Genomic DNA, 24,591 nt, shown 5'->3' on the forward strand with positions numbered 1-24,591 from the left:
GGGCTGTGGGCGCAGCGGATCGGGCCGCTGGCTATGTTGTTGTGTTTGCTGGCTTTATTTATTCACAGCAGAAAGCAGAAAGCAACGCGCGACTTTTTACAGAAAAGCATTAATTTTCAATCAATTAAATCAAACAGCGGCAAATCTGAATGTGAATGCAGCGCATCAGAAAGATTATTAATAATCCCTCACTGGTCATCACAATGCCTGATGTTGTTACTGCACAAAGCCGCTGATTTTCAGGCAATGGCACAGCGCGACAGCAGTGTAGCTTCAGAGAATGACCGGTTTGCGGCCTACCAGATAACGCACGCCTTGTGCGCCAAAAATCTCCGAATGGGGCTGATTCAGCGCAAGATGAAAGACATCGCCCCGCTGATAACGCTGCTCGCCAGCGTCAGTATGGATGGTCAGTTCGCCGTCAAGCACCAGCGCTTTGGCTTCAAACGGATGGCAGTGACGTTCCAGCACGCCGTGTGGTTCGCGCGTCACGATGACCAGCTCGCTAAAGCCCTCCGCTTTAAGCTGGTCACGAAATATCTGTTCTTGCATAAGATCACCCTAAAGTAGTGAAAGTGCGCTGAAACAAGCATAACTGCGGTAACCCGCTCCGGCCAGTCGGTAAAACGCCCTGCTGACAGGGCGTTTCCAGCGGCATTCAGCCGCGCCGCCAGCTGCGGGTAAGCTGCTTTTCGGTTTCGACGACGGTGAAGATCGCTGCGCCGACGATAAAGGCGATTAGCCAGTATTTAAACGGCAGCGGACGCGTGCCGAACAGCGTATTCATCAGCGGCAGATAGATAATCAGCGCCTGTAACGCCACCAGCACGCCGCTTACCAGCCAGATGCCGCGGTTTTTAAGCACGCCGCGATCGAGCGAGAAGCTGTCGTTGCTGCGGCAGTTCAGCATATAGACCCACTGTGCGGTTACCATCGTCTGTAATAACACGGTACGGATAAATTCCGGCTCATAGCCGCGCGTTTGCAGCCAGGCTTCGAGAAGAAAAGCGCTAACGGAAATCAGCAGCCCGACAAAGACCATGCGCCAGATGGCATACCCGTCCATTACCGGCGCGCTAACGTCGCGTGGTGGTCGTCGCATAACATTTGCTTCTGCCGCTTCGAACGCCAGGCCGAAAGAGAGCGTGGCGGAGGTCGCCATATTCATCCACAGGATCTGGACCGGCGTAAGCGGCAGCAAATTCCCCATCAGGATAGCGATAATAATGAGCAGTCCCTGTGCCAGGCAGGTCGGCATAATAAACAAGATCGTTTTGATCAGGTTATCGTAGACCCGGCGTCCCTCTTTTACCGCGGCCGCGATAGTCGCGAAGTTATCATCGGCGAGGATCATATCGGCGGCCTCTTTGGTCACCTCGGTCCCTTTAATACCCATCGCGATGCCGACGCTGGCCTGTTTCAGCGCAGGCGCATCGTTCACGCCATCGCCGGTCATGCCGACCACTTCGCCGCTGGCGGCCAGCGCCCTCACCAGGCGCAGCTTATGTTCCGGGCTGGTACGCGCGAAAATGTCATACTGGCGCGCCGCCTCGGAAAGCTCGCTCTCATTCATATGCTCCAGATCGTGGCCCGTCAGGGCTTTATCGCTGTTGCTGATGCCCAGCATCTTCCCTATCGCCATCGCGGTTTCCTGATGATCGCCAGTGATCATCTTGACGCGGATGCCCGCCTGCTGGCATTCATCAATTGCCGCAACGGCTTCCGGGCGCGGTGGATCCATCATGCAGGCGAGGCCCAGCAGCACCATGTCCTGACGCAGATCGTTGTGATCCAGCGAGGCGATCGCTTTTGGTACGCGCTTCCATGCCGCCGCCACGGTGCGCAGCCCTTCGCTGGCGTAGCGCGTTATGACGGCATCCCAGTAACAACGATCCAGCGGCTCGGGGCCGCGTAAAGTCTGCTGATGCGCGCAGAGCGACAGCAGCACGTCCGGCGCGCCCGTCATCAACACCCAGGCCTCCCCGTCCGCTTCGCCGCTTACCGCCATATATTTATAGAGCGAGTCGAAGGGTAGCTTGCTGACGAGCCGTTGTTCCTGCGCCGCCATGCCCCCTTTCGCCGCCAGCACCTTTAGTGCTCCCTCGGTCGGCCCGCCGACGATGTGCCAGCGTCCCGCCGCATCCTGCTGGGTCTGGCTTTCGTTGCAGATATCGATCGTAGAGAGAAAGCGTGTCATAACCGGATGCTGCGCTGCGGAAAGCGTGCTGTGCGGCGCTTCGGCCAGGATCTCCCCGACAGGCTCATAGCTGTCGCCGCTGACCCGCCAGTGGCTCTCCGCCAGCACGACCGCTTTCACCGTCATCTCATTCATGGTGAGCGTGCCGGTTTTATCAGAGCAGATCACCGACATGGCGCCCAGGGTTTCGACCGTCGGTAGCTTGCGAATGATCGCCTGCTTACGCGCCATCGACTGCACGCCCAGCGAAAGGATAATGGAGATGATGGCGGGCAGCCCTTCCGGCACCGCCGCGACCGCAAGGCTGATAACAGACAGTGCCAGCGAGGCCAGCGGAATATCGCGCAGCAGATAGCCGAAGATAAAGAGTCCGGCCATCATCAGCAGAATTACCGCAAAAATCGCTTTGCCCAGCTTATCGATCTGCTGCAGTAGCGGCGTTTTTGCCGTTTCGATATGACTCATCATATCGTTAATGTGCCCCAACTCGGTGTCGCGGCCGGTGGCAATAACCACGCCGGAGGCGGTGCCCGAGCTGACGGTAGTGCCGGAAAAAGCCAGGTTCAGGCGATCGCCCAGCGCTTTTTCACCCTCAAGCGCATCGCTGTTTTTCGCCACCACGGTGGATTCCCCGGTCAGAATCGCCTCTTCCACGCGCAGGTTATGCACCTCAAACAGCCGGAGATCCGCAGGAATGCGATCGCCGGGCCGCAGCATAACCACATCGCCAGGGACGATTGCCTCGCCCTGCACCCGCATAATCTCGCCGCTTCGCATTACCACGGCATCGTTCGAGAGCATATTCTGGATGCCTTTCAATGACTTCTCGGCGTTGCTTTCCTGGATAAAACCAATAAAAGCATTAATGACAGCAACGCCGAGAATGACAAAGGTATCGACCCAGTGACCCATCACCGCCGTAATTACCGCCGCGGCGAGCAGAATATAGATCAGCATGTCGTTGAAGTGAGCCAGAAACTTCAGCCAGGCAGGCTGCGTTTTCTTTTGCGGCAGCGTGTTATGGCCGTGTGCCGCCAGCCGCGCCTGCGCCTCGTCAGTGGTCAGCCCCTGCGGAGAACTCTGTAGCCCGGCAAAAACGTCTTCGCTTTGATGCTGATACCACGGCCGCGCTTTAGCAGCGGCATTTTGCAATGTCTTGCGGTCGTTATTCATTTTCACTCCATACAGGAAACCGGCAATTTGGGCGCAGTTAAATTAATGGGCCAGCATAGTGCGATAAGTTAAATAAGCGGTTACTGATTCAGGTCATATTTTTGTGGTTTTAATTCCGTGGCGCTGTTGCCGAATTAATTTTCACGCTACCTGCGCCTCATTCAAAACAAGATGAGCATAACCTTAGAAAATACTAAAAATCAAAGGACTGATTTAGTTGCAGCTAGCAGCGCCACAGGCTGATTGAGATATTGCGTCGTTGATAATTTTTTGTGAGCCAGATATTTTATTTTTGTTCGGAATTTATTTTAACGGCGCAAAAGCCATGGCGAAAATAACCTTATTAATTTTGCGTATATAACCAGGCATTGCCTTTTAAACGGCAGATAAACATATTTAAAACTCAGCGTTTTATTTACAAGAGGGCCAGACAGCTGCCCGACCCTCCTCTTTTATTCGCTAATCCTGAGCGAGATTTTGTGCCGCCTGTTCGGTTGCGCGACGTCGGGTGGCGATAAAAGCCGCCATCTGCGAACGGGCAGTCGTGAGCTGCTCAGGCGTGGCTGACTGCGGCGATCCCGCATGAAACGGCGGCTCAGGGTCGTACTCCATTTGTAGCTGAATCGCCTGAGCGACGTCGTTTCCGCGTATCTCTGCCACCAGCGTCAGGGCAAAATCGATGCCGGAGGTGACGCCCGCGCCGGTCAGCCGGTTGCGATCGCGCACGACGCGCGCATCGACCGGTTCGGCGCCTAACAGCGCCAGCTGATCGCGTGAACTCCAGTGCGAAGTCGCGCGATAACCACGCAGTAAACCGGCAGCCCCCAGTACAAGCGATCCTGTGCAAACAGAAGTAATAAACTGCGCATGCTGTGCCTGCTGCCGCAAAAAGCTCAGCGTTTCCTCATCAGACATCAGCGCGATTTGACCCGGGCCGCCCGGTACGCAGATCACATCAAGAGGCGGACAGTCGTTAAACGTGCAGTCAGGCAACAGCGTCAGGCCGCGATCGGAGCGCACCGGCTTTATCTCTTTCCAGACCAGATGACAGACCACGCCAGGCGTGCGGGCAAAAACTTCGAAAGGGCCGGTAAGATCAAGCTGCGTCACGTCAGGGAAAAGCAGTAAACCGATATGCAGAGGCGTTGTCATAATAGCGATCCTTAGCAGAGAGCAGGTGATAAGAACGAGGCGCGATTTATTCCGCGCCGGAGATAATATTCAGCGCCGCTTCAAGCGATGACGGCAGCAGCTCGCCATGCGTCTGACCAGGATAACCTATTTGATGCAGCCTGACGCCGCTCTTTTGCAGCGTGGCGATAAGCGTGCGGTGAGCCTCGTCAGCCTGCGCAGCGTTACGCTCTTTGCCGCGGTCGCTCTGCCCGTCGCCTGTAATCAGGTAGAGGGTTTTGCCGCTTAAAGCGCCAGGCGGAACCTGCTGCGCCAGTTCGACAATGCGCTGATGCCGCCAGCCGAGCGACGGCGCGGCGCTGAAATAGTGGGTAAACCCGCTGCCGTGATAAAGCGTATCCAGTACGAACAGGCCGCCATAAGAGTGGCCCCAAAGCGCGCGTCGCTGCGGATCGCCAGGCCCTTGTTTCTCTGTCCAGGGGATAATCTGGTTCAGCAGCAGCTTGCGAAAAGCATGACTGCCGCCGCCGGGATAGCGTTCCTGCTGTGGATCGCCTGGCTGCCCGCCGGGCGGCGTGTAGTCCAGCGCCCGCGCCCGTACGTCGAACGGCAGCCTGGTGTCATATCCTACTGCGACCAGCATTGGCGGCCTGTTGCCCGCTAACTGCTTCAGGCGATCCTCACTCAGACGCGCCATCGCCGCGTTGCCATCCAGCATAAACAGCACCGGAAAGCCTTGCGGCGGCGGCGTCTGTGTTGGCACGCCGAGCCACACTTTATAGTGACGCAGACCGTCGGCAGAGCTAAAGGTCTTTATGCTGAACCGGTAAAACGCCGAGCCGCGATCGGCAATATTGTCGCCCAGAGGTTCCATCAGGGGTCTGCCGTTCGCCTGCGTCGCCGGGATTAAGCTGACGCCGATCGCCAGCAGCGCAGCGGAGAAAAACTTCGAGGGGATATTCAAGTAAACGCCTTCCTGAGCTGTTAATAATGATTCGCCATACTAACAAATCAGCGATGCTAATGAGAATTTTTCTCAACAATCCGCGCGACATTGCTTTATCCCTGCTTATAAGAGCCGATAGCTAAACTCTGATTTACCGGGCCGGGGATTGCGAATCGACTTCACAGATCGTTAAATTTCAGCATTCGACCAGACTTTTATTTATTTTGATGCCGGACGTTTGTCAGTACGAGTGCGCCGACGTTCCTTTCAATCGACACCAGCAAGACCATTAATCAGAGGTTGTGAAATGGATCGCCTTAAATACCAGATAAGGGTTGTGCGCTTTTTATGTCTTTACGCCCTGTTTCGTCTGGGAATATTCAAATTTAGCGACCTTGCCTATTCAGACAGGGATGAGAATGAGGCATTAGATATTCTCACCAGATATGACAGCGATAAAGCCACTATCCCAAAAGTAATCTGGATGTACTGGGACACGCCTAACCCGCCTGACCATATCATGGCCTTCCATAAAAAAATGAAGGCGATAAATCAGGCGCATGAAATAATTCTGCTCGACCGCCACAGCCTGAGTAAATATCTTCCTGCGCTGCACTTCGATTTTCAGGGTATCGGGCTGGCGCATAAAAGCGACGTTATTCGTCTTGCTTTGCTTAAACGCTACGGCGGCATCTGGGTCGACTGCTCGACGCTGGTCTATCAGGACTTTAGCTGGGTGCATGAACGCAGCGGCTACGATATGGTGGGCTACTACAGCGAGGCGAATACGCAGGATGCGCGTTTCCCGGTGATTGAAACCTGGTTTATGTGCGCCCCGCCTGAAAACGAATTTGTCAGCCGCTGGCTGGAGCTGATCATGCCGCTGACGAAAATCAGCGTCGATGACTATTACAATCGTATTAAAGATCGCCCGGACTTCGAGCGCATTAAACAGGGCATTCCGCGCGGCAGCTATTTGACGACAAACTATCTTTGTCAGATAGCCATGCGTGAAACGGAAAGCGTTAACCTTTATCTGAGAAAGTGTGAAACCTCGGCCTTCTATTATCAGAACGTCTTTAAGTGGAACTGCCTGAAAATGTCGTTGTTTTTACTCTGTACGCGCCAGCCGACAACGCATCCAAAACTCATTAAGCTGACCAACAGCGATCGCCAGTTTTTACCGCTGGCTCGTAAACTGCGTATCCTCGATGCGGAAAGCATTCTGGGGAAATTAATGCTGGAACAGCAGAATCATTAATCCATAAGCAGGGTAATAAAAATGGAAAAGCTGAAACGACATCTCAGGACGGCGAAATTTCTTCTGCTTTATGTTTTATATAAGCTTCACCTCTTTCGCTTTCCCGATCTCGCCTATTCAGAGGCGCACGAAAACGACGTGAAGGATATTGGCCGCCAGAACAGCGTAGATGCTCCCTCTGTTCCGAAAGTGATCTGGATGTACTGGGACGACATAACCCCGCCCGACTTTATCCAGGCGTTTCACGCCAGAATGGCGCAGATGAACCCTGACCACCAGATCCATCTGCTGAACCGTGAATCCGTCAAAGAGTTTCTGCCGTGGCTGCGCTTTGATTACGCGCAGATCGGCATGTCGCATAAAGGCGATGTTATCCGCCTCGCCCTGCTGAAAGAGTATGGCGGCATCTGGGTCGACAGCTCGACGCTGGTTTATCAGGATTTCTCATGGGTGCATCAGCGCAGCGGTTACGATATTGTCGGCTATTACAGCGACGGCACCACGGTGGATAAAGCCTTTCCCGTGGTTGAGGCCTGGTTCCTTGCCTCCCCACCCGGCAATGCTTTTATCACCCGCTGGCTGGAGCTGATTATGCCGCTTACGCAGATTGGCATCGATGAGTACTATGCGCAAATCACCCGGCGCAACGATTTTGCGCAAATCCGCCAAGGTATCAATCGCGGCAGCTATATCATTATCAATTTTCTCTGTCAGATTGTGATGCGCGAGCAGCCCGGCTTCAGCTGCTACCTGAAAAAGTGCGAAAGTTCCGCCTTCTTCTATCAGGACGTTTTCCACTGGGACAGCCTGAAGATGTCGCTGTTTTTACTTTGCGTTCGCGAACCGGCTACGCATCCCAGACTGATTAAACTCACCAACGACGATCGTCGCTTTTTGCCCCTGGCGCGCAGGCTGAATATTCTTGAGCGCGACAGCGTGATGGGCAAACTGCTCCTGCAACGCAGCGCGTGATAACAGGCTATGATGATGTGCGGATGACAGCGGGTCATCGTCGCCACAGGGATTAAAAATGCAGTTAATTTCTGAACGATTAATCCTGCGCCCGGTTAGCGTGCAGGACAGGGATACGCTGATGCGTATTTATGGCGATCCGGCCACTAATACCTTTAATCCCGCCGGGCCGCTGGCTAACCTGGACGAGGCGCAGCTGCTGCTGGATCGCTGGATAATTCACTGGCAGCAACACGGTTTTGGCAATATGGCGCTTACGCGGCGGCATGCGCCGCACGAGATTATCGGCTTTGGCGGTTTTAGCTTGCGTGAATTTGGCGGCAAGCCGGTTAACAATCTGGGTTATCGGCTGGCGACGCACGCCTGGGGGCAAGGCCTGGCAACGGAGTTTACGCGCACCATGGTGCGTTATGGCTTTGAAGAGTGCGGTTTAGAAGTGATAGACGCCGCGGTGCGGCCAGACCATCTCGCCTCACAGCGCGTACTGGAAAAAGCGGGATTTGCGGTGAACGGACACGTTTATGATGTGCCCGATGCGCCCGCCAGCCTGACCTTCCAAATCACGCTGGCAGAGTGGCGCGCCGCTCAGGGCACGCCGAAGTAGCGTAACGCCGCTGTCATCAGGGCCGCGCCGATAATAACGGCGATAAGCGGCGCCTTACGCCAGGCGAGAAAAACAGCAAAAGCGACGCCCAGCACGCGCGCCATGCCGGCAAAATGCTGGCCTTCAAACAGCGTGCTGGTCGACGCCACCGCCAGCAACAGTATCGTCGCCGCATCCGACAGCATGGTTTGCGTCCGTTCGGCGATCGGCAGCCGGTTGCCGAGCTTAACGCCTGCCAGACGGATCAGATAAGTCCCCGACGCCAGCAGCGCGATACCCGCAATAATCATCGCCTGATGACTCATTTGCGCATCCTCCACGTCAGTAATCCCAGCAGCGAAAAGAGCACCGGCATACCCGCCGGAACGAAAGGCGTTGCCGCTATCGACAGCAGCGCGCCGCCTGTCGCCGGGATCAGCGTCCGGCGTTGACGCAGCGCCGGGAAGATCAGCGCAATCAAAATAGCCGGAAAAACGGCGTCAAGGCCGATGGCGGAAACATCGGGGATAAACTGACCGATGGCGGCCCCGGTAATAACCGTGAACGGCCAGATCAATGCAATACCGAGACCGCACAGCCAGAATGCAGCCCGGCGCTGCGCCAGCGTTGACTGAGAAATGCCAAACACCACGCTTTCGTCATTCATAATGTGGCAGCCGAACAGACCGCGCGCGCCTGACCCCACCAGATCTTTGACCGCTATGCCGAACGGCAGGTGGCGCGCATTCACCAGCAGCCCCGCCAGCGCTGCGGTGATGGGACTGCCGCCCCCCGCCACAATGCCGATAAAGAGAAATTCCGAAGCGCCCGCCATTACCAGCGTTGACAGCGCCACAGGCACCCAGAGCGGAAACCCGTCAGCGCTGGCCAGCGAGCCGTAGGATAAGCCGACAATGCCATCGGCCAGGCAGACCAGAATAATGGCTTTAATCACTTCCCGGCTTAAGGGGATGCGACGCATCTGCATAACAAATCCTTCTTATAACGAACGAATTTTCCATTATAATGAACGCTACAGAATCGTTTTACAATGCGAACGATTCGTTCGATTAAGAAAACAGGAGTGAGCGTGACCCCGATCACAATTATCGCCAATAGCCTGGTGCGTGAGCGTCAGCGCGCCGGACTTTCCCTGGCTGAAGTCGCCCGGCGCGCCGGTATTGCAAAATCTACGCTTTCCCAGCTGGAAGCAGGCAATGGCAATCCCGGCATAGAAACGCTCTGGGCGCTGTGCGTCGCGCTGAATATTCCGTTTGCGCGCCTGATGGAGCCGGAAGAGAAGCGAATGCAGGTTATTCGCCGCGGCGAAGGGCCGACTGTTACGGCGGAGCTGGCGGACTACCAGGCCGTACTGCTGGCGACCTGCCCACCCGGCGCGCGGCGCGATATCTATCTGTTAAACACGCAGCCTGGCAGCGAGCGTAGCTCACAGCCGCACTCGCCAGGCACTATCGAACATCTGATCGTTACGCAGGGTCGCGCGCTGGTCGGGCCAAAAACGTCGCCCGTCGAGCTGCACCCGGGCGATTACATCTGTTACGCCGGCGATGAAGAACATATCTTTCGCGCGCTGGAGCCGGATACGCTGGCGGTGCTGGTAATGGAGCATAGCTGAGCCATCACTTTTTCCTCTGACCCGCGCTGCTGCCGGTAGGCTGTTGCAGGTGTAATATGGCGTAATCAAGGTCGATTTCGAGGGTGCTATGCACATCATTCCCGCCACAGCCCACCATGTTCCCGCTATTCAGCGTATTTATGCCTGGCATGTTCTTCACGGCAGCGCCACCTTTGAAACCGAACCGCCAGACGTTGAAGAGATGCAAAACCGGTTAAGCGCGCTGCTGGAAAAAGGCGGGATCTGGCTGGTGGCGCTGGAAAAGCATCAGGTGATTGGGTACTGCTATCTTGCGCCCTATCGGCCGCGTTACGCCTACCGTTTTACGCTGGAAGATTCTATTTATCTCGATCCTGAATGCACCGGTCGCGGCGCAGGCCGCGCGCTTCTGACGGAGGCGATCCGTCTCGCCGAAGCGCGCGGGTTTCGTCAGATCGTTGCCGTTATCGCCGGTAACAGCAACCAGGCGTCGATTGGGCTGCATCGCGCGCTTGGTTTTCGCGAAACCGGCGTGCTAAAAGCGGTAGGATTCAAGCATGGCCGCTGGCTGGATACTCACTTTATGCAGCGTGAACTTGGTGAAGGCAGCAATACTTCGCCGGAATAATCCTGCCCTGAATAAAATAAAGGCCGCCATTGCTGGCGGCCTTTAAATTCTTTTATTACTGCAAATCTGCGCTGGCGCTTTTTTATGAATTCGCCGTTACGGCTTTCATTGCCGGACGCTGTGGCAACAGCCAGAGAAAAGCAATGATAACCAGCGTCAAAGTCAGTGAGGCGCTATAGCGGCTCAGCGCAAGTCCACCCGATGCGATGGGCTTATCCAGAAAATCGCCCACCACCGCGCCCAGTGGACGGGTCAAAATAAAGGCGGCCCAGAAGAGTGCAGTACGTGAAAGTGAAGTAAAGCGGCTGGCGGCCCAGATAATGGCCAGCGCGCCAACAAACAGCAGGATACCGCCGTCATAGCCCAGGCCTTCGCTGTCTGCGGTCCAGTCACCTAATGCAGTACCCAGCGTTTGTGAGAACATAATGGTGACCCAGTAAAAGATTTCCGTTACGCCATTGTTCACGGAACTCACCGCGATGGTGCCGCAGGCAATGCGCCAGATAAACAGAGAGAGCACCAGTAGCGTACTCAACAGCAGCGTACCGCCAAGATAACCTATCCCTAATGAGCGATCGGCGAAATCCGCCAGCGTGGTACCAACGGTGGTAGTGGCAACCACAGTAAACCAGTAGATCCATTTATTAAACGTGTGGCTTTTAATCTGCACCACGACAGCGACTAAAAAGATGATGGCGAAAATCAGGGTGCCGGTAAGGTAACCCAGATTCATCGACATGGTCACCGCATCGCCGCCGGTTTCACCCAGCGTAGTCGCAGCGATTTTGATTAACCAGAAAGTAAGGGTAACAGCCGGGACTTTACTCATGGACAAAGAGTATGTGTTGTTATTTTGCATAGGGGTAGGCTCCGGAAAAGCCCGAAATGGGCTAACGCAGAACTCACATTATCGGAATATTCTTAAGTGAAGATTAAGCAGGATGAATGTATTGAAGAAATTTTCTTGGGGTGTGAGGCTGCTTGAAACCAGCGGGCTGTTCCGGGCAAAGCGGCAGGCGAGCGTCTGATGGCAAACGGCAAGTTTCATTCCTTTAGCAGGCCAGAATGTTGCTTATCAGAGCATAAAGGATGTGCCTGCTGAATGAGAGAATGAAATATTAGCTCAGCACCTCTGCCCGCTTTGTTGGCAGGCTTCTATTTACATTTAGCTTTCCGATACCAGGGTTTGCGGCTAAAAATTCGCTATACAAAATTATGCCGGGTCAGATATGCTGATTAGTATGAAAGTCAGAGATTTAATCATCGACGGCCATATTTATCTTAAAATTTGCCTCGCATTAGCTGCAATTTTTTTGCTCTGGCTGGAATTCAGGCCAAAGAAAAGATAATACAAACCTGGCTATAGCAGCAGCGGACGCCACCGAACGTCATACGTGGCGTTATATCTGGTGGGATGTAAGAGTTGTGCAGATTATAACAGGGGTCTACCTCCTGAGGACAGTAATAAAATTTATACTGACATAGCTCGGTTAAATGAATATAAGTATCTTTTGAAGATAGCTGAAAAGATCATTCCCGCTTCTGGTACAAGTTAATCTGACGCCAAAAATTCGACCGTAACAATCCGATTCCGTATCCAACATAAACTACAAGAAGTGATATTGCTAATGGCGGACCAGACATATTTTTATATAATAGCGAGTAAACCCGTTAATGCTGAATAAAGGGGACTTTGTGCGTACTCGCCCATCATCTCGATTGATCATTCTTTCACCTGAAAATCACGTCTTGCTCTTTAGGTTCTGTCATAAAAATGATGCCTTAAGCGGCAAGTCATACTGGGCAACCCCTGGTGGCGGGCTTGAATCCCATGAGACTTTTGAGCAGGCTGCTTTACGCGAACTGCTGGAAGAAACCGGACTGCAAAGGCATGCAGCTGGAATGTCAGTAGCATCCCGTACTTTCACCATGATGCTGCCTGATGGGGACACTGTTCTTGCTGAAGAGCGTTTTTTTATCGTTCACGCAAATAAAACAGACATTAATCGCTCCGGGTGGAGTGAGAATGAAAAGGCAGTCATCCAGAGTTATCATTGGTGGACACTGGAAGAACTCAGGCATACTAACGAAACTATCTTTCCACATGATTTGATCATCGACATTCTTGCAGGTGAATTACCGTCCCCTCTCGATATTTGATACTCTGTAATGCTCTTAATGACCTGTGTGGTCACGAAGCGGCTGAAAGCGCTTTTTGCTTAAGGTGGAATCAGGATTTTTCAGGCTCTAAATAACCGAGCAAGAATTATATTTCCGCCCATCATCACTGATCCCAAGCGACTCAACTCTCTGAATAGTGCGCTGAAAAGTTTTGCAGTCAGACATCCGTTACTCTTGATGGGCTTAAAGGATAACAGGGAGGTAACATGCTGAATCCTGGATTTGTCACCCGAAAAGCGCTTGCTCAATGGCAGGATATTCCTGTTTTTTTGCCTCAGTTCCATGAAAAACATCAGGCTGTCATTAACACTGCCTGCCCTGAAAGGATCCTGCCGTTAGTTGCAAAATTCGACCTTCAGCAGGACGCTATTATTTGCTATCTGCGCAGCAGACGTTGCAGCCTCTTTTGCTGCCACTTGCTAATCAGTCCTCTAAACAAAAATGTCCTTATGCCGCGCACCATAATCAATGCAAACCAGACAGCAGCCACCCATAACGACCAGTCGCTGGCGGGAGACGTAAAGCGGTTAAGCATGAACAGCAGCAGGCAGACGACAAGCGCCGTCATCACCGAGCGGTAAAACCGGCCCTCCTCAGCGACTCTGCTTTTCATTTCGATAATTCGCTGATCGAGCGCTTTATCCCCAACATTTTCCGGGCTGGAAAGCTCCGCAACGGTTACGTCAAACACCGCAGCTAAGGCGCTCAGCGTTTCCAGACCGGGTCGCTCGCCGCTCTCGATACGCTGCACAGTACGTGTACTCAGGCCTGACACTTCGGCAAGCTGTTCCTGCGACCAGGCCCGTTGAAGGCGCAGCGCCCTGACTTTATTAATATCACTCATTTTCTCATCTCCGAGTAGTAAGTTGTCAGTGAACAATGCTACCGAGGCCAGCCCGCCTCACCACGATCAAAACCCGACAGCAACCAGACACCGACATGACACCAGCGCGGCAGGCTTTAACTTCGTTCTCATACGGCGGCTCTATAGAAAAATTCGGTTCATCACCGTTGTCAGACAACGGGACAATGTGATGTATCGCATAACTCAGGAATAAAGAGGCAGTTGCAGATTTCACAGCCGTTTTATAATGCAGCCTTTATTAAAGATCGCGAGCTAATCAGCCGATAAACTTACATTAATACTCCTGACCTTGAATGCTCAAAGATAATTTCCCGCTTATTACTGACCTTCGCGTAATGGAACATCTCCTGCCGAAGCATCAGCCAGGTTTACGGGAACGGCAATTACGGCGCGTGGAGTTCTGTAATGACGAGTATTGAGCGCGTTGAGTATCGTCAGCAAACATCGGAGCCGACCACCATGAACACAGCGATCACACCTACCTTTTCCGCTGTTTGGTCAACGGACGCTCAGGGTATTTGCATCGCCAGTCAGGAAAGTCCGGCTGGCCTGTTGCCCGCGCTGAAAGGCGTGACGCTAAGTGCATGGCTTAAATTCGCCCAGGCTGATGATGATGCAAAGATCGCGCTGCAACTTACTACGGCACTTGAATGCGTGACGCCTTTTCATATTGAAGTGCCGATCCATTGTCTGGACGGGACAACGCGGCGTGTGATTGTTTCTGGCCTGCCGGATTGCCAGCCCAGTGCTTCTCACCTGCAATATAACGGCTTTATTCTTGATATAACCGGTCAGCGCAAAGCGCTTGAAGATGCGCTACGTACGGCAGCGGAATACCGTCTGTTGATAGAAAACAGCACCGATCTGATCGCCCATTGCGACGCGGACGGCAGGTACGTGTCGATCTCCCCTTCTTATAGCGAAATGATCGGCTGGTCAGCCGATGAGATGATAGGACAGCTGGTGGTGGATTTCCTGCATCCCGACGACCGCGCGCCCGCCACGGAGGCGCTGTTACACATCTTCAACGGCGGCGAGTTGCCGGACGTGGTTGAGGTGCGCAAGCAGCATCGTGACGGCCACTACATTACGCTGGGCACCAAAGCCTGCGGCGTCAGCGACCCTTCTACAGGCAATAATATTGGTGCAGTGCTGGTTTCGCGCGATATTACGCGTGACAAGGAGAGGATGCAGAGGCTCGAAAAACTGGCAACTCGCGACACCTTGACCGGGTTGCCTAATCGAGCGTGGATCAATGACCAGGTGGGTTACATGCTCGCCCAGGGCGAAGACCTGGCCTATACGGCAGTGCTGTTTATCGACCTTAATGGGTTCAAGGCAGTTAATGATTCGATGGGGCACGCAGCAGGAGATCTCTTACTACAGCAGGTAAGCGAACGGCTACAACGCTGTATGCGCCCGGGCGACTCGGTGGCACGCTTGGGTGGCGACGAGTTTGTAGTAGCCGCGAAGTGCAGCAATCGCGAAGCGGCGTCCGCCATCGCCCAGCGTATTATGGACAGCCTTAAAGAGCCCTTTACCCTGAATAATATGGAAGTACGGCTCGGCGCGGCTATTGGCATCAGCCTTGCGCGGTTCGGGACGGCGTCGGCCAGGATGTTATTTGAAAATGCTGATATCGCCATGTATCAGGCGAAAGCACGACGTGATGGGTCCTATCAGTTTTTTGATAACACAACGCTGCCGTTACGTGATTAGGGGCATTCTGCTGTTGTAGGTGGTTTATTATGGTGTCGTTTACCCTAACATCTTTTGGTACAAAGCAGCCTGACGTATTTAGTCCGTTACGTGAGGAAACAGAATATGAGGCGTAAAGCTTATCTCAAATTGATTCGAAAAAATCAGATATGTATATGTTGAACCCTTTTATATTCTTTCTTTAAAAGATACAGGATAAGAAAGGATGCTTTATATAGTTTACGCTGGCAGATATTTTCATTTCTCATACTCTGCTGTGGGCTAAATTATGCGGAATAGAAATAAATAATGAAATTGAAAGTTATACCATCAGAGCGATGAGCAGTCCGGCCTTTCTCAGGGCACAAGAAAGAAATAATCACTGAGTACGATTATTGGAAATTGTTCGAATATCCACTTTTCTATTACGCCCGCCCCGTATATGTATGGTGTTTCTGCCACGCCTGTCATATCAGAGATTTCTGACAGGCTTTGGCACTTCAGAAATTTACTTCTCACTTACTGCTTAACTCGCAACAAGTGCTCTCCTTTATCATGACGCGCATTAAATTGGTTAATTTTTTGGAGCAACACCGCAAAAAATAACCGCACGTCATTTGAGGTAGCTGCCGCCATAGGCTTCCGGCACCAGATCGCTTTGCGCCTCGCCGCTGTTGATGAGTCGGAGGATCATCCCGGCGACCTGCTCAGGGGAATGCATAAATGCAGTGCTCTGATGCTCCTGTTTTATTGCCTGATCCTGCCCTGCTTTTACTGCCTGATAGAATTCAGTGGCCGTCATAAAAGGATAGAAGGTCGATACGGTAATACCTGCCGGAGCCAGCTCAAGACGTGCGACGGCAGAGAGCATATTCAGCCCCGCCTTGGCGCTGGTGTAGGCGGCTGACCCCGGATAAGTTGCAAGGGTTGCACCTGAACTGACATTAATAATGCTGCCCGCCCCTTGCTTGCGCATACAGGGAATAACGGCCTGCATCATGGCCAGTGGCGCAACCAGGTTTAGGTCAAGCAGCGCCCTGAAATCATCGGCATCAATATCTTCTATCGCCGCGTGCAGCCCCTGCCCCGCATTGTTGATTAACACGTCAATCCGTCCGAAGTGGCCAAGCGCAGCGCTGATCGCCTGATTAATCTGATCTGACTGTGTGACATCGCACTCCACCGCCAGCGCATTCCCCAGTGAATGGGCCAGCGCCTCAATACGCGCTTTACGACGCGCCACCAGCACTACCCGCGCGCCTTCCCGTACGGCAGCCCGGGCAGTCGCCTCACCAATACCTGAGGACGCGCCGGTTATCACTACCACTGCATCTTTGATGTTCAAGCGATCTTCTCCTCTGGCTATATGAGCGGTATGTTGTTCTGCTTTGCAGGCAGCTGTTTAAAGCCTAAACCGCCCTGCCTTGCGGCGCGGCCACGATCCTGCCTAAAATTTGCCTGATTATGCTTTTATTATTTTCCCACCGGTGGGCGTCAATGGAGCAGGCTGATATGAAAGATACGCTCGGAGCGATGAGAGAATTCGTGCTGAATCGTCATGCCGGCGAGCTTACACAAACGCTCATTCCGCGAACGGACATCTACCGGGTCACATACCCCATGGATCTGCCGCCTGAAATTTATCCGCCCTTTGTCAGCCTGATTCTTCAGGGTGAGAAGCATCTTCAGACCGGCGCGCGGATTGTCAGCTATTCAGCCGGGCAGGTGTTTATAGCCGCCTTAGATATGCCGGCCATGGGGAAAATAGCGGCTGCAAGTGAAGCTGCTCCCTACCTGGCCGTACGTCTGACCCTTGATTTCGCTCTGATCAGCGAACTTATTCATGCGATGCCTGCCGTATCCGATATCCCTTTGGAGGAAAGCATCTCTGTCGATTTAGCCGGTGAGGCGTTACTTGATGCCTGGCTGCGTCTGCTGCGCCTGATGGATCATCCTGAGGATGTTGCGGTGATGGCTCCTCTGGCTGAGCGTGAGGTTCTGTATCGCCTGCTGCGCGGGCCGCAGGGCAGCATGCTTCGCCAGGCGACCGATGTCAGCAGCCACTTTTCTGTGCTGCGTAGGCCGGTAAGCTGGCTCAGAACGCATTACGCGCAGCCTGTCAGGGTAAACGACCTGGCAGGCATGGCGAACATGAGCCTTTCGGTGTTCCACCGGCGGTTCAAGGCCGGCACCGGTTTGACTCCGCTTCAGTATCAGAAGCACCTGAGGCTCTATGCGGCGCGTAAACTGCTTTTTCTCAGAGAGGGGAACGTTGCTGATGTTGCCGCCACTGTTGGTTACGAAAGCCTGACGCAGTTTACCCGTGAATATGCGCGGATGTTCGGTAATCCACCCGCGCGAGACAGCAGAAACCAGCGCCGGTAAGCACCCGCTTTCTTCTTAGCGCAGCATCCGCTGACCTTAATCCATACCTGTGTGTTTTATGATGATGTGCAAGGCGTTTGGCTCACAACCGCGGGCATCAGCCCGTCCATCAGCCGTGTTGTAAGTAAAGAAGTTCCATAAACAGTAAAAAGGCAAACAAGCTCTATGTGCCCTTCGCCTCGTCTTTCCCTGAGTGCCGCACTGGCAGGCCGGTATAACTGATCTGGTACAGGATTTTACAGGGTCAGCGCTGAATGTAGAGCGGAACTACAGCTCTCCTGGCGCTTGTGAAGCATGCACACAGGCTCTGTATGTTCCGCTTAGATTAGTGAATTCTCGCACTATCAGGCATCGGGATCAGTCAGTGTCGCCCTCACATGAGGGAGGCCCTGAGGATAATTTTGCTGAATAAACTCAATCATTTTTTCCCTGACATAACAGCGCAAATCCCAGGCGGTGGGAGAATTCTGGGCTGTCATCAATAACCTTATAGTCATGGTTTTTTCCGTAGTATCGGTAACCTGAAGCACCTGAGTTTCTTTGTCCCAGAGTCTTGTTTCGCTGAGTATTTTTTCAAAATGCTTGCGGAGAGGCTCTAATGGCATGGAATAATCAACGTAAAGAAAAACAGAGCCTAAAATTTGTGCATTATTACGCGTCCAGTTCTGGAAAGGATTTTCGGTAAAGTAAGTAATAGGCAACACCAGTCGGCGTAGGTCCCAGAGACGTACCACAACATACGTCAGGTTGATCTCCTCAATCCAGCCCCACTCTTTTTCAACCACGACAGCATCATCAATTTTTATCGGCTGCGTGAAGGCTATCTGAATACCGGCAAACAAATTGACAAGCGACTTCTGTAAAGCAAAGCCAATTATTATTCCTGCAACCCCTGCACCTGCCAGGATGGTTGTGCCAAATTTACGAACGCCAGGAAAGCTGAGTAGAATCAGAGAAAGACAGAGCGTCACGAGTACGACAATCGCGACCTTTTTAACATACATTATCTGAGTGCGAATTTTGCGGGCACGAAGATTATTCGAAATATTAATGTCATAGCGTATGAAAAGCATATCCTGAGCAACATTAATTAACCTGATCAGGACTGAGCAGAATGATAAAATAATAAATATATTAACTGTCGTCGTAATAAAACTAAGAGATTGCGGCTCGATGTTGACATAATTAACCCCAAACCTGATTAGCAGTAAGGGAATGAAAAGAAACATTGATCCACGAAGGTTCTTTTCAAGTGATTTGAATAGCTTTCTGTCATGACTTTGCCAGTAACGGATGAAACTGAGAAGAATAAATCGCGTCAGAAAACCCACTGCGAGTGAGAGAGTGACGAGCAATACAGCAGGCACCCATGATGGAACGCCAGATAACTCACCAAATAACAAAGGCATTATTTCCCCTTATATTCAGCCAACAACCATAAGTTGTCAGGCAAATCAAAAATTCAGTAACCTTTCTTTTCAGGCTATCTGATGATTACGTGATTAACGCTCTTTAGTATATGAAACATCTAATAAACTGGCCTTACAGGGGCATAAAATATCTGGTAACTTTTAGTAAAAGCACCTTTCTTCTGTTCACCGCTTCGGCTTTTTATTGTGTCAGGCCCTGTTCCTGCCGCAGAGCAGATTTTAAACAGCATTAATTCTTTCGCAAAAGCGAACGGGACGAGCGAGCGGCAGGCTCTATGGTGTATGGGGTCAGAAGCCGCTCATGACCGCTTCTATGTCAGCGGGTGTTAAGTCTGGCAGAGCGGTCTCCAGGCTCTATGGAGGCAGAAAGCATTACTATTATGTAGTTATTAGCTACCATCACACAGCCTTATCTGTAACAGACTTACAGGCCAGTATGAGCGTCGCTCAAACAGATTAACCTGCGGTGATATCTCGCTGACGCTCTTATAAAGCAGGCGCTTACCTGGACATAACCGTATTGTTTATAGCGTAAACGGCGCATTTATCTTTAGCGTCCTGTTCATGCTTTCGGCAGCTCTTGAGCGCAGCAGCCGCCGCTTCATTTCTTGTGCGCGCCCAATACGATACGCCCCAGTCACCTTTTGGATCGATGGCAAACGCCTTTTCGTAAAGCTGAGCGGATTCATACTTGCTGAATGCCGCTATCCCCGCCGCGTTATTTAGTGCATTGGGTACTTTCATATTTTTCACGCTGACAGCTATTTTTTGTTTGTAAGGTAAATCGTGTTTGCTAAGAAAATCTGCAACCTGTTGCCACCAGAAACTCTCCGGCGCTGAATCCATAAATACGTGACCATTTTCGCCATAAGGCGGCATCATTACAAAGCTGGCTATGCCTCCTGCTGACGTATAGGTGTTATAAAAAGAGTTGCCTGTTTGCGGCGAAAACAATTTATCATTTTGCGAGTAGAGCCAGAGGGTGGGAAGGCGCGACGTTGCGCCATATGCCGCGAAGGCTTTCATCAGACCGGGTGCGTCACACAACGCTTTTCCTTCAACGCCTCCCCGCCCACCGTCAAAATTAATGATGGCCTGAACGCCTGGTGGATTTCTGGCTCCTGCGGCCAGTACGCCAAATCCGCCTGCTGACATACCTGCAAGGATCGCTTCGTGCCGGGATGCCCATGCCTGGTGCCTGATAGCCTTAAGCGCGCCGAGCAAATCCATTGCATCCCGCTTCCCGGCCAGATCGTGCTGGGGATGAGCACATGTTCCGCCTGTATATTCAGCGCCACCACTGGAATATCCATATCCTTCTCTCAGTACCACTACTGCTGCATAGCCGTGACGCGCGAACGCAAGCGCTGTTCCCGACTCGCGGTTGGGATTCATCACCCAGCGATCAAATTCAGCGGTGCCCGTTGTGCCATTAGTAAGAAGCGCGACAGGCCACCGTTTTGCCCCGACGGGCCGGGTGACGAAAGCATCCAGTAAAGCAGGCTGACCGTTTGCCAGTGTGACGCGCAGCATCAGCGGCTCCCTGATTAATCCCTTAAACTGCTGGTTTTCATCAGAGGGAGCGGCAACGGCAACAAGTGTAGATCCAGCAAAGTATGCGGGTAATAAAAAAGCGAACCTGCGTGACGTCAGATTAAATGGCAGTAATAACACAATGTCCGGCCTCGCTTTACTTGCGGGTTAGTGTATCTGAGCAAGGTAGCGCCGCTGCGTTTCGCTTAATATGACATCAGTTTATATTTTTCTTATCAAATTATTACGTTGCCTTTGATGAAAAGGGGCGATTAACCCCAGATCAAAAGCCGGACGTACAAAGCATTACCCTGGCCCTTCACTGCCCGCTGCCAGCAGGGGCACAACCACATCGCTGATGGGAACGGGAATGCCGTGAGCGTGACCATAGCGCTGTATCACGCCGTTGCGAATCTCCCACTCCATCGGGCGATTGGCCTGACGATCCGCGAGAATAGAGGTGCCTAAATCCGCGGGTGAACGCCGGAAATTATCAACGATCTCCTGCGCAACGCTATCGTTCAGCACTGCGCCCTCGGCACGGGCAACGGCAAGGCATTCGCGCAGGTATGCCAGCGCCAGCTCGCTAATATCTTCACGGGAGAACATACCGGCGCGGCGATTCGCAAGCACCATCAGACCCGCGACAGCATTTTGCAGCAGCTTGCGCCATGCAACGGAGAGAAAATCCGCTGACAGCTCAACTGCGCAACGCGTGCCGCTCAGCGCATCGGCGACCCGTTTCGCCTGCGGAACATCTGGCAGCGTCAGATGCGGTTGAGCGCGTAGCCAGACCGAGGCATCTGGCTCGCGCTGAGCTGGAAACCAGACCACCGAAGGCAACACGGTTGCGCCATTGACCCAGGGTTTAAGCTGCTCTTTCTGTTCGACGCCGTTTTGTAGCGCACACACCAGGGTGTTTTCATCGCATAAAGCGTTTAGCCAACTGGCGCTGTCGGCATTTTGGGTGGTTTTCACCGCAACAAAAACGAGATCGACGGCATGCTCAATCACCTGCGGATCGCTTAATACCGGGCCAGGCACAGCAATGTCGCCCTGCTCGTGACGTAAAAGCAACTGTGGATGCGCGGTACGCCCGCAAAGCAGCGGCGTACGGCCAACTTCATGCAGAACCGCAGCGATGGTTGTACCAATCGCGCCTGGACCGATCAGCGCTATTGTCGGATGGTCGGACATAGTGATTACTCCTGATTCGCTTATCCCGTCATCATATGCCGGTGACAGCCACCGGACACGCCAGTACCTTTTGAAACGGCAACGCTTCACCGCCATCCCCTGACCCAGCGGGGCAAAGGAGCACTCCGGCTTCCGAATATCTGCCGATGCTAAACAGTACTCTCCAGTCAGAAAGAGTGGTATCGGGTTTGCTGAAAAATTTATGCGCAAGTGCTGCTCAGGCGGGCTTCCGGCTTAGCGTTTTACCACGCTGAAAAAGTGGCAGTCTCCAGATTTACTCAAAATTTTTTAACTGAGGCCTGGCGGCGCTTTGACAGATCCTCAGCGGTGGCGGTAAAGGTTGTGTGTCGCGCAGCAACTTCAAACGCGCGCGCAGCATGATGGTCGGCAGGAGGTTAAGTATTATTTCGCCCTGGGAATGGGTGAATCCTTATATCACCACAGCCTCGCTCTTTTGTGAAAGCTTAATAAAAAACTGCGAGCTTTTTTAGGGATAAACATAGCATGAGCACAGCAGCGTCCGCCTCCGATATAAAACGGGCCTTACCTCTAATCTGGTGCCGATTGCTGCAGTGTGCTGTCTGAGGGCTAATATTTATCCGCCAATTTTTGCTGTTTAACCGCCTCTGACTCCATCTCAATAAGGTCCTGTCTGGCAGGTGGAGAACGGTGACGGTTGTTATAACCAATATTATTGTTACCCCATAAGTTTTCATACTTTAGGCCGGTCAACTGCTCAACGGTTGTGCGGGTGTCACATGAAACTGTCTCGGGTAAAATGCGATCCGCTGCTCTCATTCTGTTGATTTCCTGCTGAAGGATCTGATGTGTTTGACGGTTCAGACGAAAGTTCAGCGAGATGATAAAACCGATGCAAAGAATGCTGATTGTACCTACGCTGAGAATAAGCAGGATAGTATGTCCGACCTGAGGATCCTGTGTCGATTTACCTGAAACAAAACCGGATAACTGAAGAATGATGCCGACAAACATAACGGCTCCGGCCTGTGATGCCTTGCGTGTCATAGTCATCACGCCGGCAAATATACCTTCTCGCCTCTGTGCCGTAATAGCCTCATCAACATCAGCGATATAAGTATAAGTGTTCCAGGGGATATAATTAATACCGCCTCTGCCGATGCCAGCCACGGCGGCAATAAAAAGCAATAAAGCATAATTATCGGCCATGCCAACATAGTAAACGCCCGCAAAGGATAGGGAGGCCAGTGCAAACAGTACCACTACCAGACGGTATGACGGCGCCGGGCCAAATTTGATACAAACCGGCACCATTAATACAACGGCAATAAACTGGAAGATGGCCATCACACCCATCAGATCAGAGGCTCTGCCGGCCCCCTGCATCAGTACAAACACGACAAAGTAGGTAAACACGGCATTAAAAACGTCCTGTGCAATGTAGCTACCAAGATACAGCCCCAGATGTTGACGAAAAATTTTTATACGTAAGGTTGAAGCGAGCTCCGTCATTAAACGACGCATGCTTTGCGCGAGCGTCAGATTCTGCTTTTCTCTCTCGGCCCGTAATTCACTCTCAGACTTAAGTTCAGCAGGGCGCTCCCAGGTAAAGCTGTACACCAGTATCAGGACGACGCAGCAGATCACAGATAAAATCATTCCGGCGTAAAAGAAGGAAACGGCATTGTCTTTACCCAGCCAGGTCAAAAGAATGCTGGGTAAAAACGAAGCGAGGATGGCCGACAGCTGCCCCATCGCGATCCGGGCACCGGAGAATTTGGATTTATGCGTAAAGTCATCAGTCATCTCGGGTACCAGAGTTTCATATGGCACCAGAATCATTGAATAAACGATATCGAACAGTAAATAAGTCAGCAGGTAGTACCAAAAATCCATCCCGCTCACCCACATTAGGGCATAACTAAAAATGCAAGGAATGCCCAGCAGGATAAAAAACTTACGACGACCAAACCGCTTACCAAACCAGTTGTTGCCGAAATTATCGCTGAGATACCCCATCAACGGGCTGATAAAAGCATCCAGCACACGGGCCGTTGCAAATATCAATGTGGCTTCCACAGGGGTAAGGCCGCAAAAAGTGGTGTAGAAATAAAGCAGCCATGCTGCTGTCAGCACGGCCGTGCCAGCGCCCAGAAAATCTCCAGACCCGTATGCAAGATAATGTTTAAATCCAGGCGTTTTATAATTCACATTCACCTCTGAACAGAACCATTTTCGTTATGAGAATGAAACAGCATCAGATGAGTTTCCCGGGGCTTTGCCCCCTGTCCGATCCTGAGCCAGCTTGAGCCAGTGCTGATTATTTCTTTCAAAGCTCCCTGGTGTCCCGTCAAAGCCGATGCGCCCGCTAAAGGAAGTATTCAGCTTCGTTGCCCTGCTTCTGTACATCAGTAATCAATCTGACAAGTGCTCATTTTGAAATCTGCATGAAGCATGTATCCGGCATACCAAGACAATAAAATGATTTCGTAAACATTTAAGAAAACAAATATAATTTTGTGAGCTGTGAAGATTTTTTCTTTTAATCTCCTTTTATAACAATTGCTTAATAAAAACCCAATTGGTCTGACCTAAATTACATAGGATGTGATTTATCTCATACTTTGATTTTAATCTCACTAAATGTTTACGTTAACAATAGGGATCGGATCCAAGATAATAATTCCACATACCCAGTGAGTTATCGAGCAGGGAAAAATAATGAAGGAGGAGCGCGTTTAAGGTAATCCCGAAGCAATTAATAGTGGTGACATTCTTTGCACCCGACTTAATGAGCAGAGCGGAGTCAATGAAATC

General features: G+C 52.1%; 21 protein-coding genes and 1 pseudogene. 9 read left to right on the forward strand and 13 right to left on the reverse strand.

Annotation, left to right across the window (positions count from 1 at the left end):
• Positions 1-273: 273 nt before the first annotated feature.
• The 4 genes from MHZ89_RS13670 to MHZ89_RS13685 form a co-directional block, all read right to left on the reverse strand.
• Positions 274-552: a cupin domain-containing protein gene (locus tag MHZ89_RS13670; protein WP_311783434.1), complete on the reverse strand. Its 279-nt coding sequence runs from the start codon at positions 550-552 to the stop codon at positions 274-276.
• A 106-nt stretch (positions 553-658) separates the two neighbouring features.
• Complete coding sequence (locus MHZ89_RS13675) at positions 659-3,370, reverse strand: cation-transporting P-type ATPase (RefSeq protein WP_311783435.1); 2,712 nt, start codon at positions 3,368-3,370, stop codon at positions 659-661.
• 459 nt (positions 3,371-3,829) lie between these two features.
• Positions 3,830-4,522 (reverse strand): DJ-1/PfpI family protein, encoded by a 693-nt coding sequence (locus MHZ89_RS13680; protein WP_311783436.1) that lies wholly within the window; start codon positions 4,520-4,522, stop codon positions 3,830-3,832.
• A gap of 46 nt (positions 4,523-4,568) precedes the next feature.
• The gene (locus MHZ89_RS13685) at positions 4,569-5,465 is read right to left on the reverse strand and encodes an alpha/beta hydrolase-fold protein (RefSeq protein WP_311783437.1); all 897 of its coding nucleotides are present in this window, start codon (positions 5,463-5,465) and stop codon (positions 4,569-4,571) included.
• 289 nt (positions 5,466-5,754) lie between these two features.
• Here MHZ89_RS13685 and MHZ89_RS13690 point away from each other — a divergent pair, with 289 nt between their 5' ends.
• Genes MHZ89_RS13690 through MHZ89_RS13700 form a run of 3 tightly spaced genes read left to right on the forward strand, consistent with a single transcriptional unit; the run spans position 5,755 to position 8,284 of the window.
• Positions 5,755-6,708, forward strand: a complete 954-nt coding sequence (locus MHZ89_RS13690) for a capsular polysaccharide synthesis protein (protein WP_311783438.1) — start codon at positions 5,755-5,757, stop codon at positions 6,706-6,708.
• A 21-nt stretch (positions 6,709-6,729) separates the two neighbouring features.
• The gene (locus MHZ89_RS13695) at positions 6,730-7,680 is read left to right on the forward strand and encodes a capsular polysaccharide synthesis protein (protein WP_311783439.1); all 951 of its coding nucleotides are present in this window, start codon (positions 6,730-6,732) and stop codon (positions 7,678-7,680) included.
• 58 nt (positions 7,681-7,738) lie between these two features.
• Positions 7,739-8,284 (forward strand): GNAT family N-acetyltransferase, encoded by a 546-nt coding sequence (locus MHZ89_RS13700; protein ID WP_311783440.1) that lies wholly within the window; start codon positions 7,739-7,741, stop codon positions 8,282-8,284.
• Here the strand turns inward: MHZ89_RS13700 and MHZ89_RS13705 are convergent.
• Positions 8,266-8,589, reverse strand: coding sequence for an AzlD domain-containing protein (locus MHZ89_RS13705; protein WP_311783441.1), 324 nt, complete (start codon positions 8,587-8,589; stop codon positions 8,266-8,268). The two genes, MHZ89_RS13700 and MHZ89_RS13705, sit on opposite strands and share 19 nt — an antisense overlap.
• Positions 8,586-9,251 carry an AzlC family ABC transporter permease gene (locus MHZ89_RS13710; protein ID WP_311783442.1) on the reverse strand — a complete coding sequence of 222 codons (666 nt, stop codon included), beginning with the start codon at positions 9,249-9,251 and terminating at the stop codon, positions 8,586-8,588. Before MHZ89_RS13710 ends, MHZ89_RS13705 begins: the two co-directional genes overlap by 4 nt.
• 102 nt (positions 9,252-9,353) lie before the next feature.
• On the opposite strand from MHZ89_RS13710, the gene MHZ89_RS13715 reads away from it, so the two are divergent.
• Entirely contained in the window at positions 9,354-9,899 is a 546-nt protein-coding gene (locus tag MHZ89_RS13715; RefSeq protein WP_409373274.1) for a helix-turn-helix domain-containing protein, read from the forward strand.
• A gap of 88 nt (positions 9,900-9,987) precedes the next feature.
• On the forward strand, positions 9,988-10,506 hold the full coding sequence (locus tag MHZ89_RS13720; RefSeq protein WP_311783444.1) for an N-acetyltransferase family protein: 519 nt from the start codon (positions 9,988-9,990) through the stop codon (positions 10,504-10,506).
• An 82-nt stretch (positions 10,507-10,588) separates the two neighbouring features.
• On the opposite strand, the gene MHZ89_RS13725 is transcribed toward MHZ89_RS13720, so the two are convergent.
• On the reverse strand, positions 10,589-11,365 hold the full coding sequence (locus tag MHZ89_RS13725; RefSeq protein ID WP_311783445.1) for a hypothetical protein: 777 nt from the start codon (positions 11,363-11,365) through the stop codon (positions 10,589-10,591).
• An 836-nt stretch (positions 11,366-12,201) separates the two neighbouring features.
• On the opposite strand from MHZ89_RS13725, the gene MHZ89_RS13730 reads away from it, so the two are divergent.
• On the forward strand, positions 12,202-12,666 hold the full coding sequence (locus MHZ89_RS13730) for an NUDIX domain-containing protein (protein WP_311783446.1): 465 nt from the start codon (positions 12,202-12,204) through the stop codon (positions 12,664-12,666).
• Positions 12,667-13,063: 397 nt separating this feature from the next.
• On the opposite strand, the gene MHZ89_RS13735 is transcribed toward MHZ89_RS13730, so the two are convergent.
• Positions 13,064-13,531, reverse strand: a complete 468-nt coding sequence (locus MHZ89_RS13735; RefSeq protein WP_311783709.1) for a helix-turn-helix domain-containing protein — start codon at positions 13,529-13,531, stop codon at positions 13,064-13,066.
• Positions 13,532-14,011: 480 nt separating this feature from the next.
• Between MHZ89_RS13735 and MHZ89_RS13740 the strand changes: the two genes are divergently transcribed.
• Both MHZ89_RS13740 and MHZ89_RS13745 read left to right on the forward strand, forming a co-directional pair.
• Positions 14,012-15,271, forward strand: coding sequence for a diguanylate cyclase domain-containing protein (locus MHZ89_RS13740; RefSeq protein ID WP_311783710.1), 1,260 nt, complete (start codon positions 14,012-14,014; stop codon positions 15,269-15,271).
• Positions 15,272-15,489: 218 nt separating this feature from the next.
• Positions 15,490-15,636: pseudogene (locus MHZ89_RS13745) on the forward strand (glutathione S-transferase family protein); the annotation flags it as partial.
• 227 nt (positions 15,637-15,863) lie between these two features.
• Here the strand turns inward: MHZ89_RS13745 and MHZ89_RS13750 are convergent.
• Positions 15,864-16,595: an SDR family oxidoreductase gene (locus MHZ89_RS13750; RefSeq protein WP_311783447.1), complete on the reverse strand. Its 732-nt coding sequence runs from the start codon at positions 16,593-16,595 to the stop codon at positions 15,864-15,866.
• 167 nt (positions 16,596-16,762) lie between these two features.
• On the opposite strand from MHZ89_RS13750, the gene MHZ89_RS13755 reads away from it, so the two are divergent.
• Positions 16,763-17,635: an AraC family transcriptional regulator gene (locus MHZ89_RS13755; RefSeq protein ID WP_311783448.1), complete on the forward strand. Its 873-nt coding sequence runs from the start codon at positions 16,763-16,765 to the stop codon at positions 17,633-17,635.
• A gap of 344 nt (positions 17,636-17,979) precedes the next feature.
• On the opposite strand, the gene MHZ89_RS13760 is transcribed toward MHZ89_RS13755, so the two are convergent.
• The 4 genes from MHZ89_RS13760 to MHZ89_RS13775 form a co-directional block, all read right to left on the reverse strand.
• A complete protein-coding gene (locus tag MHZ89_RS13760) occupies positions 17,980-19,044 on the reverse strand; it encodes a mechanosensitive ion channel domain-containing protein (protein ID WP_311783449.1) in 1,065 nt (354 codons plus the stop codon).
• 522 nt (positions 19,045-19,566) lie between these two features.
• Positions 19,567-20,730, reverse strand: a complete 1,164-nt coding sequence (locus tag MHZ89_RS13765) for a CocE/NonD family hydrolase (RefSeq protein ID WP_311783711.1) — start codon at positions 20,728-20,730, stop codon at positions 19,567-19,569.
• A gap of 174 nt (positions 20,731-20,904) precedes the next feature.
• Positions 20,905-21,795, reverse strand: a complete 891-nt coding sequence (locus MHZ89_RS13770) for an oxidoreductase (protein ID WP_311783450.1) — start codon at positions 21,793-21,795, stop codon at positions 20,905-20,907.
• A gap of 588 nt (positions 21,796-22,383) precedes the next feature.
• Positions 22,384-23,985: an MFS transporter gene (locus tag MHZ89_RS13775; RefSeq protein WP_311783451.1), complete on the reverse strand. Its 1,602-nt coding sequence runs from the start codon at positions 23,983-23,985 to the stop codon at positions 22,384-22,386.
• Positions 23,986-24,591: the final 606 nt, after the last annotated feature.

This window comes from Pantoea sp. ACRSB, assembly GCF_022346905.1.
Classification (GTDB): Bacteria; Pseudomonadota; Gammaproteobacteria; order Enterobacterales; family Enterobacteriaceae; genus Pantoea; species Pantoea piersonii.

What these genes read in the sequence shown, in the direction of transcription:
- MHZ89_RS13670 (WP_311783434.1), bottom strand. Translation starts at nt 552, where the DNA reads ATGCAAGAACAGATATTTCGTGACCAGCTTAAAGCGGAGGGCTTTAGC.
- MHZ89_RS13675 (WP_311783435.1), bottom strand. Translation starts at nt 3,370, where the DNA reads ATGAATAACGACCGCAAGACATTGCAAAATGCCGCTGCTAAAGCGCGG.
- MHZ89_RS13680 (WP_311783436.1), bottom strand. Translation starts at nt 4,522, where the DNA reads ATGACAACGCCTCTGCATATCGGTTTACTGCTTTTCCCTGACGTGACG.
- MHZ89_RS13690 (WP_311783438.1), top strand. Translation starts at nt 5,755, where the DNA reads ATGGATCGCCTTAAATACCAGATAAGGGTTGTGCGCTTTTTATGTCTT.
- MHZ89_RS13695 (WP_311783439.1), top strand. Translation starts at nt 6,730, where the DNA reads ATGGAAAAGCTGAAACGACATCTCAGGACGGCGAAATTTCTTCTGCTT.
- MHZ89_RS13700 (WP_311783440.1), top strand. Translation starts at nt 7,739, where the DNA reads ATGCAGTTAATTTCTGAACGATTAATCCTGCGCCCGGTTAGCGTGCAG.
- MHZ89_RS13705 (WP_311783441.1), bottom strand. Translation starts at nt 8,589, where the DNA reads ATGAGTCATCAGGCGATGATTATTGCGGGTATCGCGCTGCTGGCGTCG.
- MHZ89_RS13710 (WP_311783442.1), bottom strand. Translation starts at nt 9,251, where the DNA reads ATGCAGATGCGTCGCATCCCCTTAAGCCGGGAAGTGATTAAAGCCATT.
- MHZ89_RS13720 (WP_311783444.1), top strand. Translation starts at nt 9,988, where the DNA reads ATGCACATCATTCCCGCCACAGCCCACCATGTTCCCGCTATTCAGCGT.
- MHZ89_RS13725 (WP_311783445.1), bottom strand. Translation starts at nt 11,365, where the DNA reads ATGCAAAATAACAACACATACTCTTTGTCCATGAGTAAAGTCCCGGCT.
- MHZ89_RS13735 (WP_311783709.1), bottom strand. Translation starts at nt 13,531, where the DNA reads ATGAGTGATATTAATAAAGTCAGGGCGCTGCGCCTTCAACGGGCCTGG.
- MHZ89_RS13740 (WP_311783710.1), top strand. Translation starts at nt 14,012, where the DNA reads ATGAACACAGCGATCACACCTACCTTTTCCGCTGTTTGGTCAACGGAC.
- MHZ89_RS13755 (WP_311783448.1), top strand. Translation starts at nt 16,763, where the DNA reads ATGAAAGATACGCTCGGAGCGATGAGAGAATTCGTGCTGAATCGTCAT.
- MHZ89_RS13760 (WP_311783449.1), bottom strand. Translation starts at nt 19,044, where the DNA reads ATGCCTTTGTTATTTGGTGAGTTATCTGGCGTTCCATCATGGGTGCCT.
- MHZ89_RS13770 (WP_311783450.1), bottom strand. Translation starts at nt 21,795, where the DNA reads ATGTCCGACCATCCGACAATAGCGCTGATCGGTCCAGGCGCGATTGGT.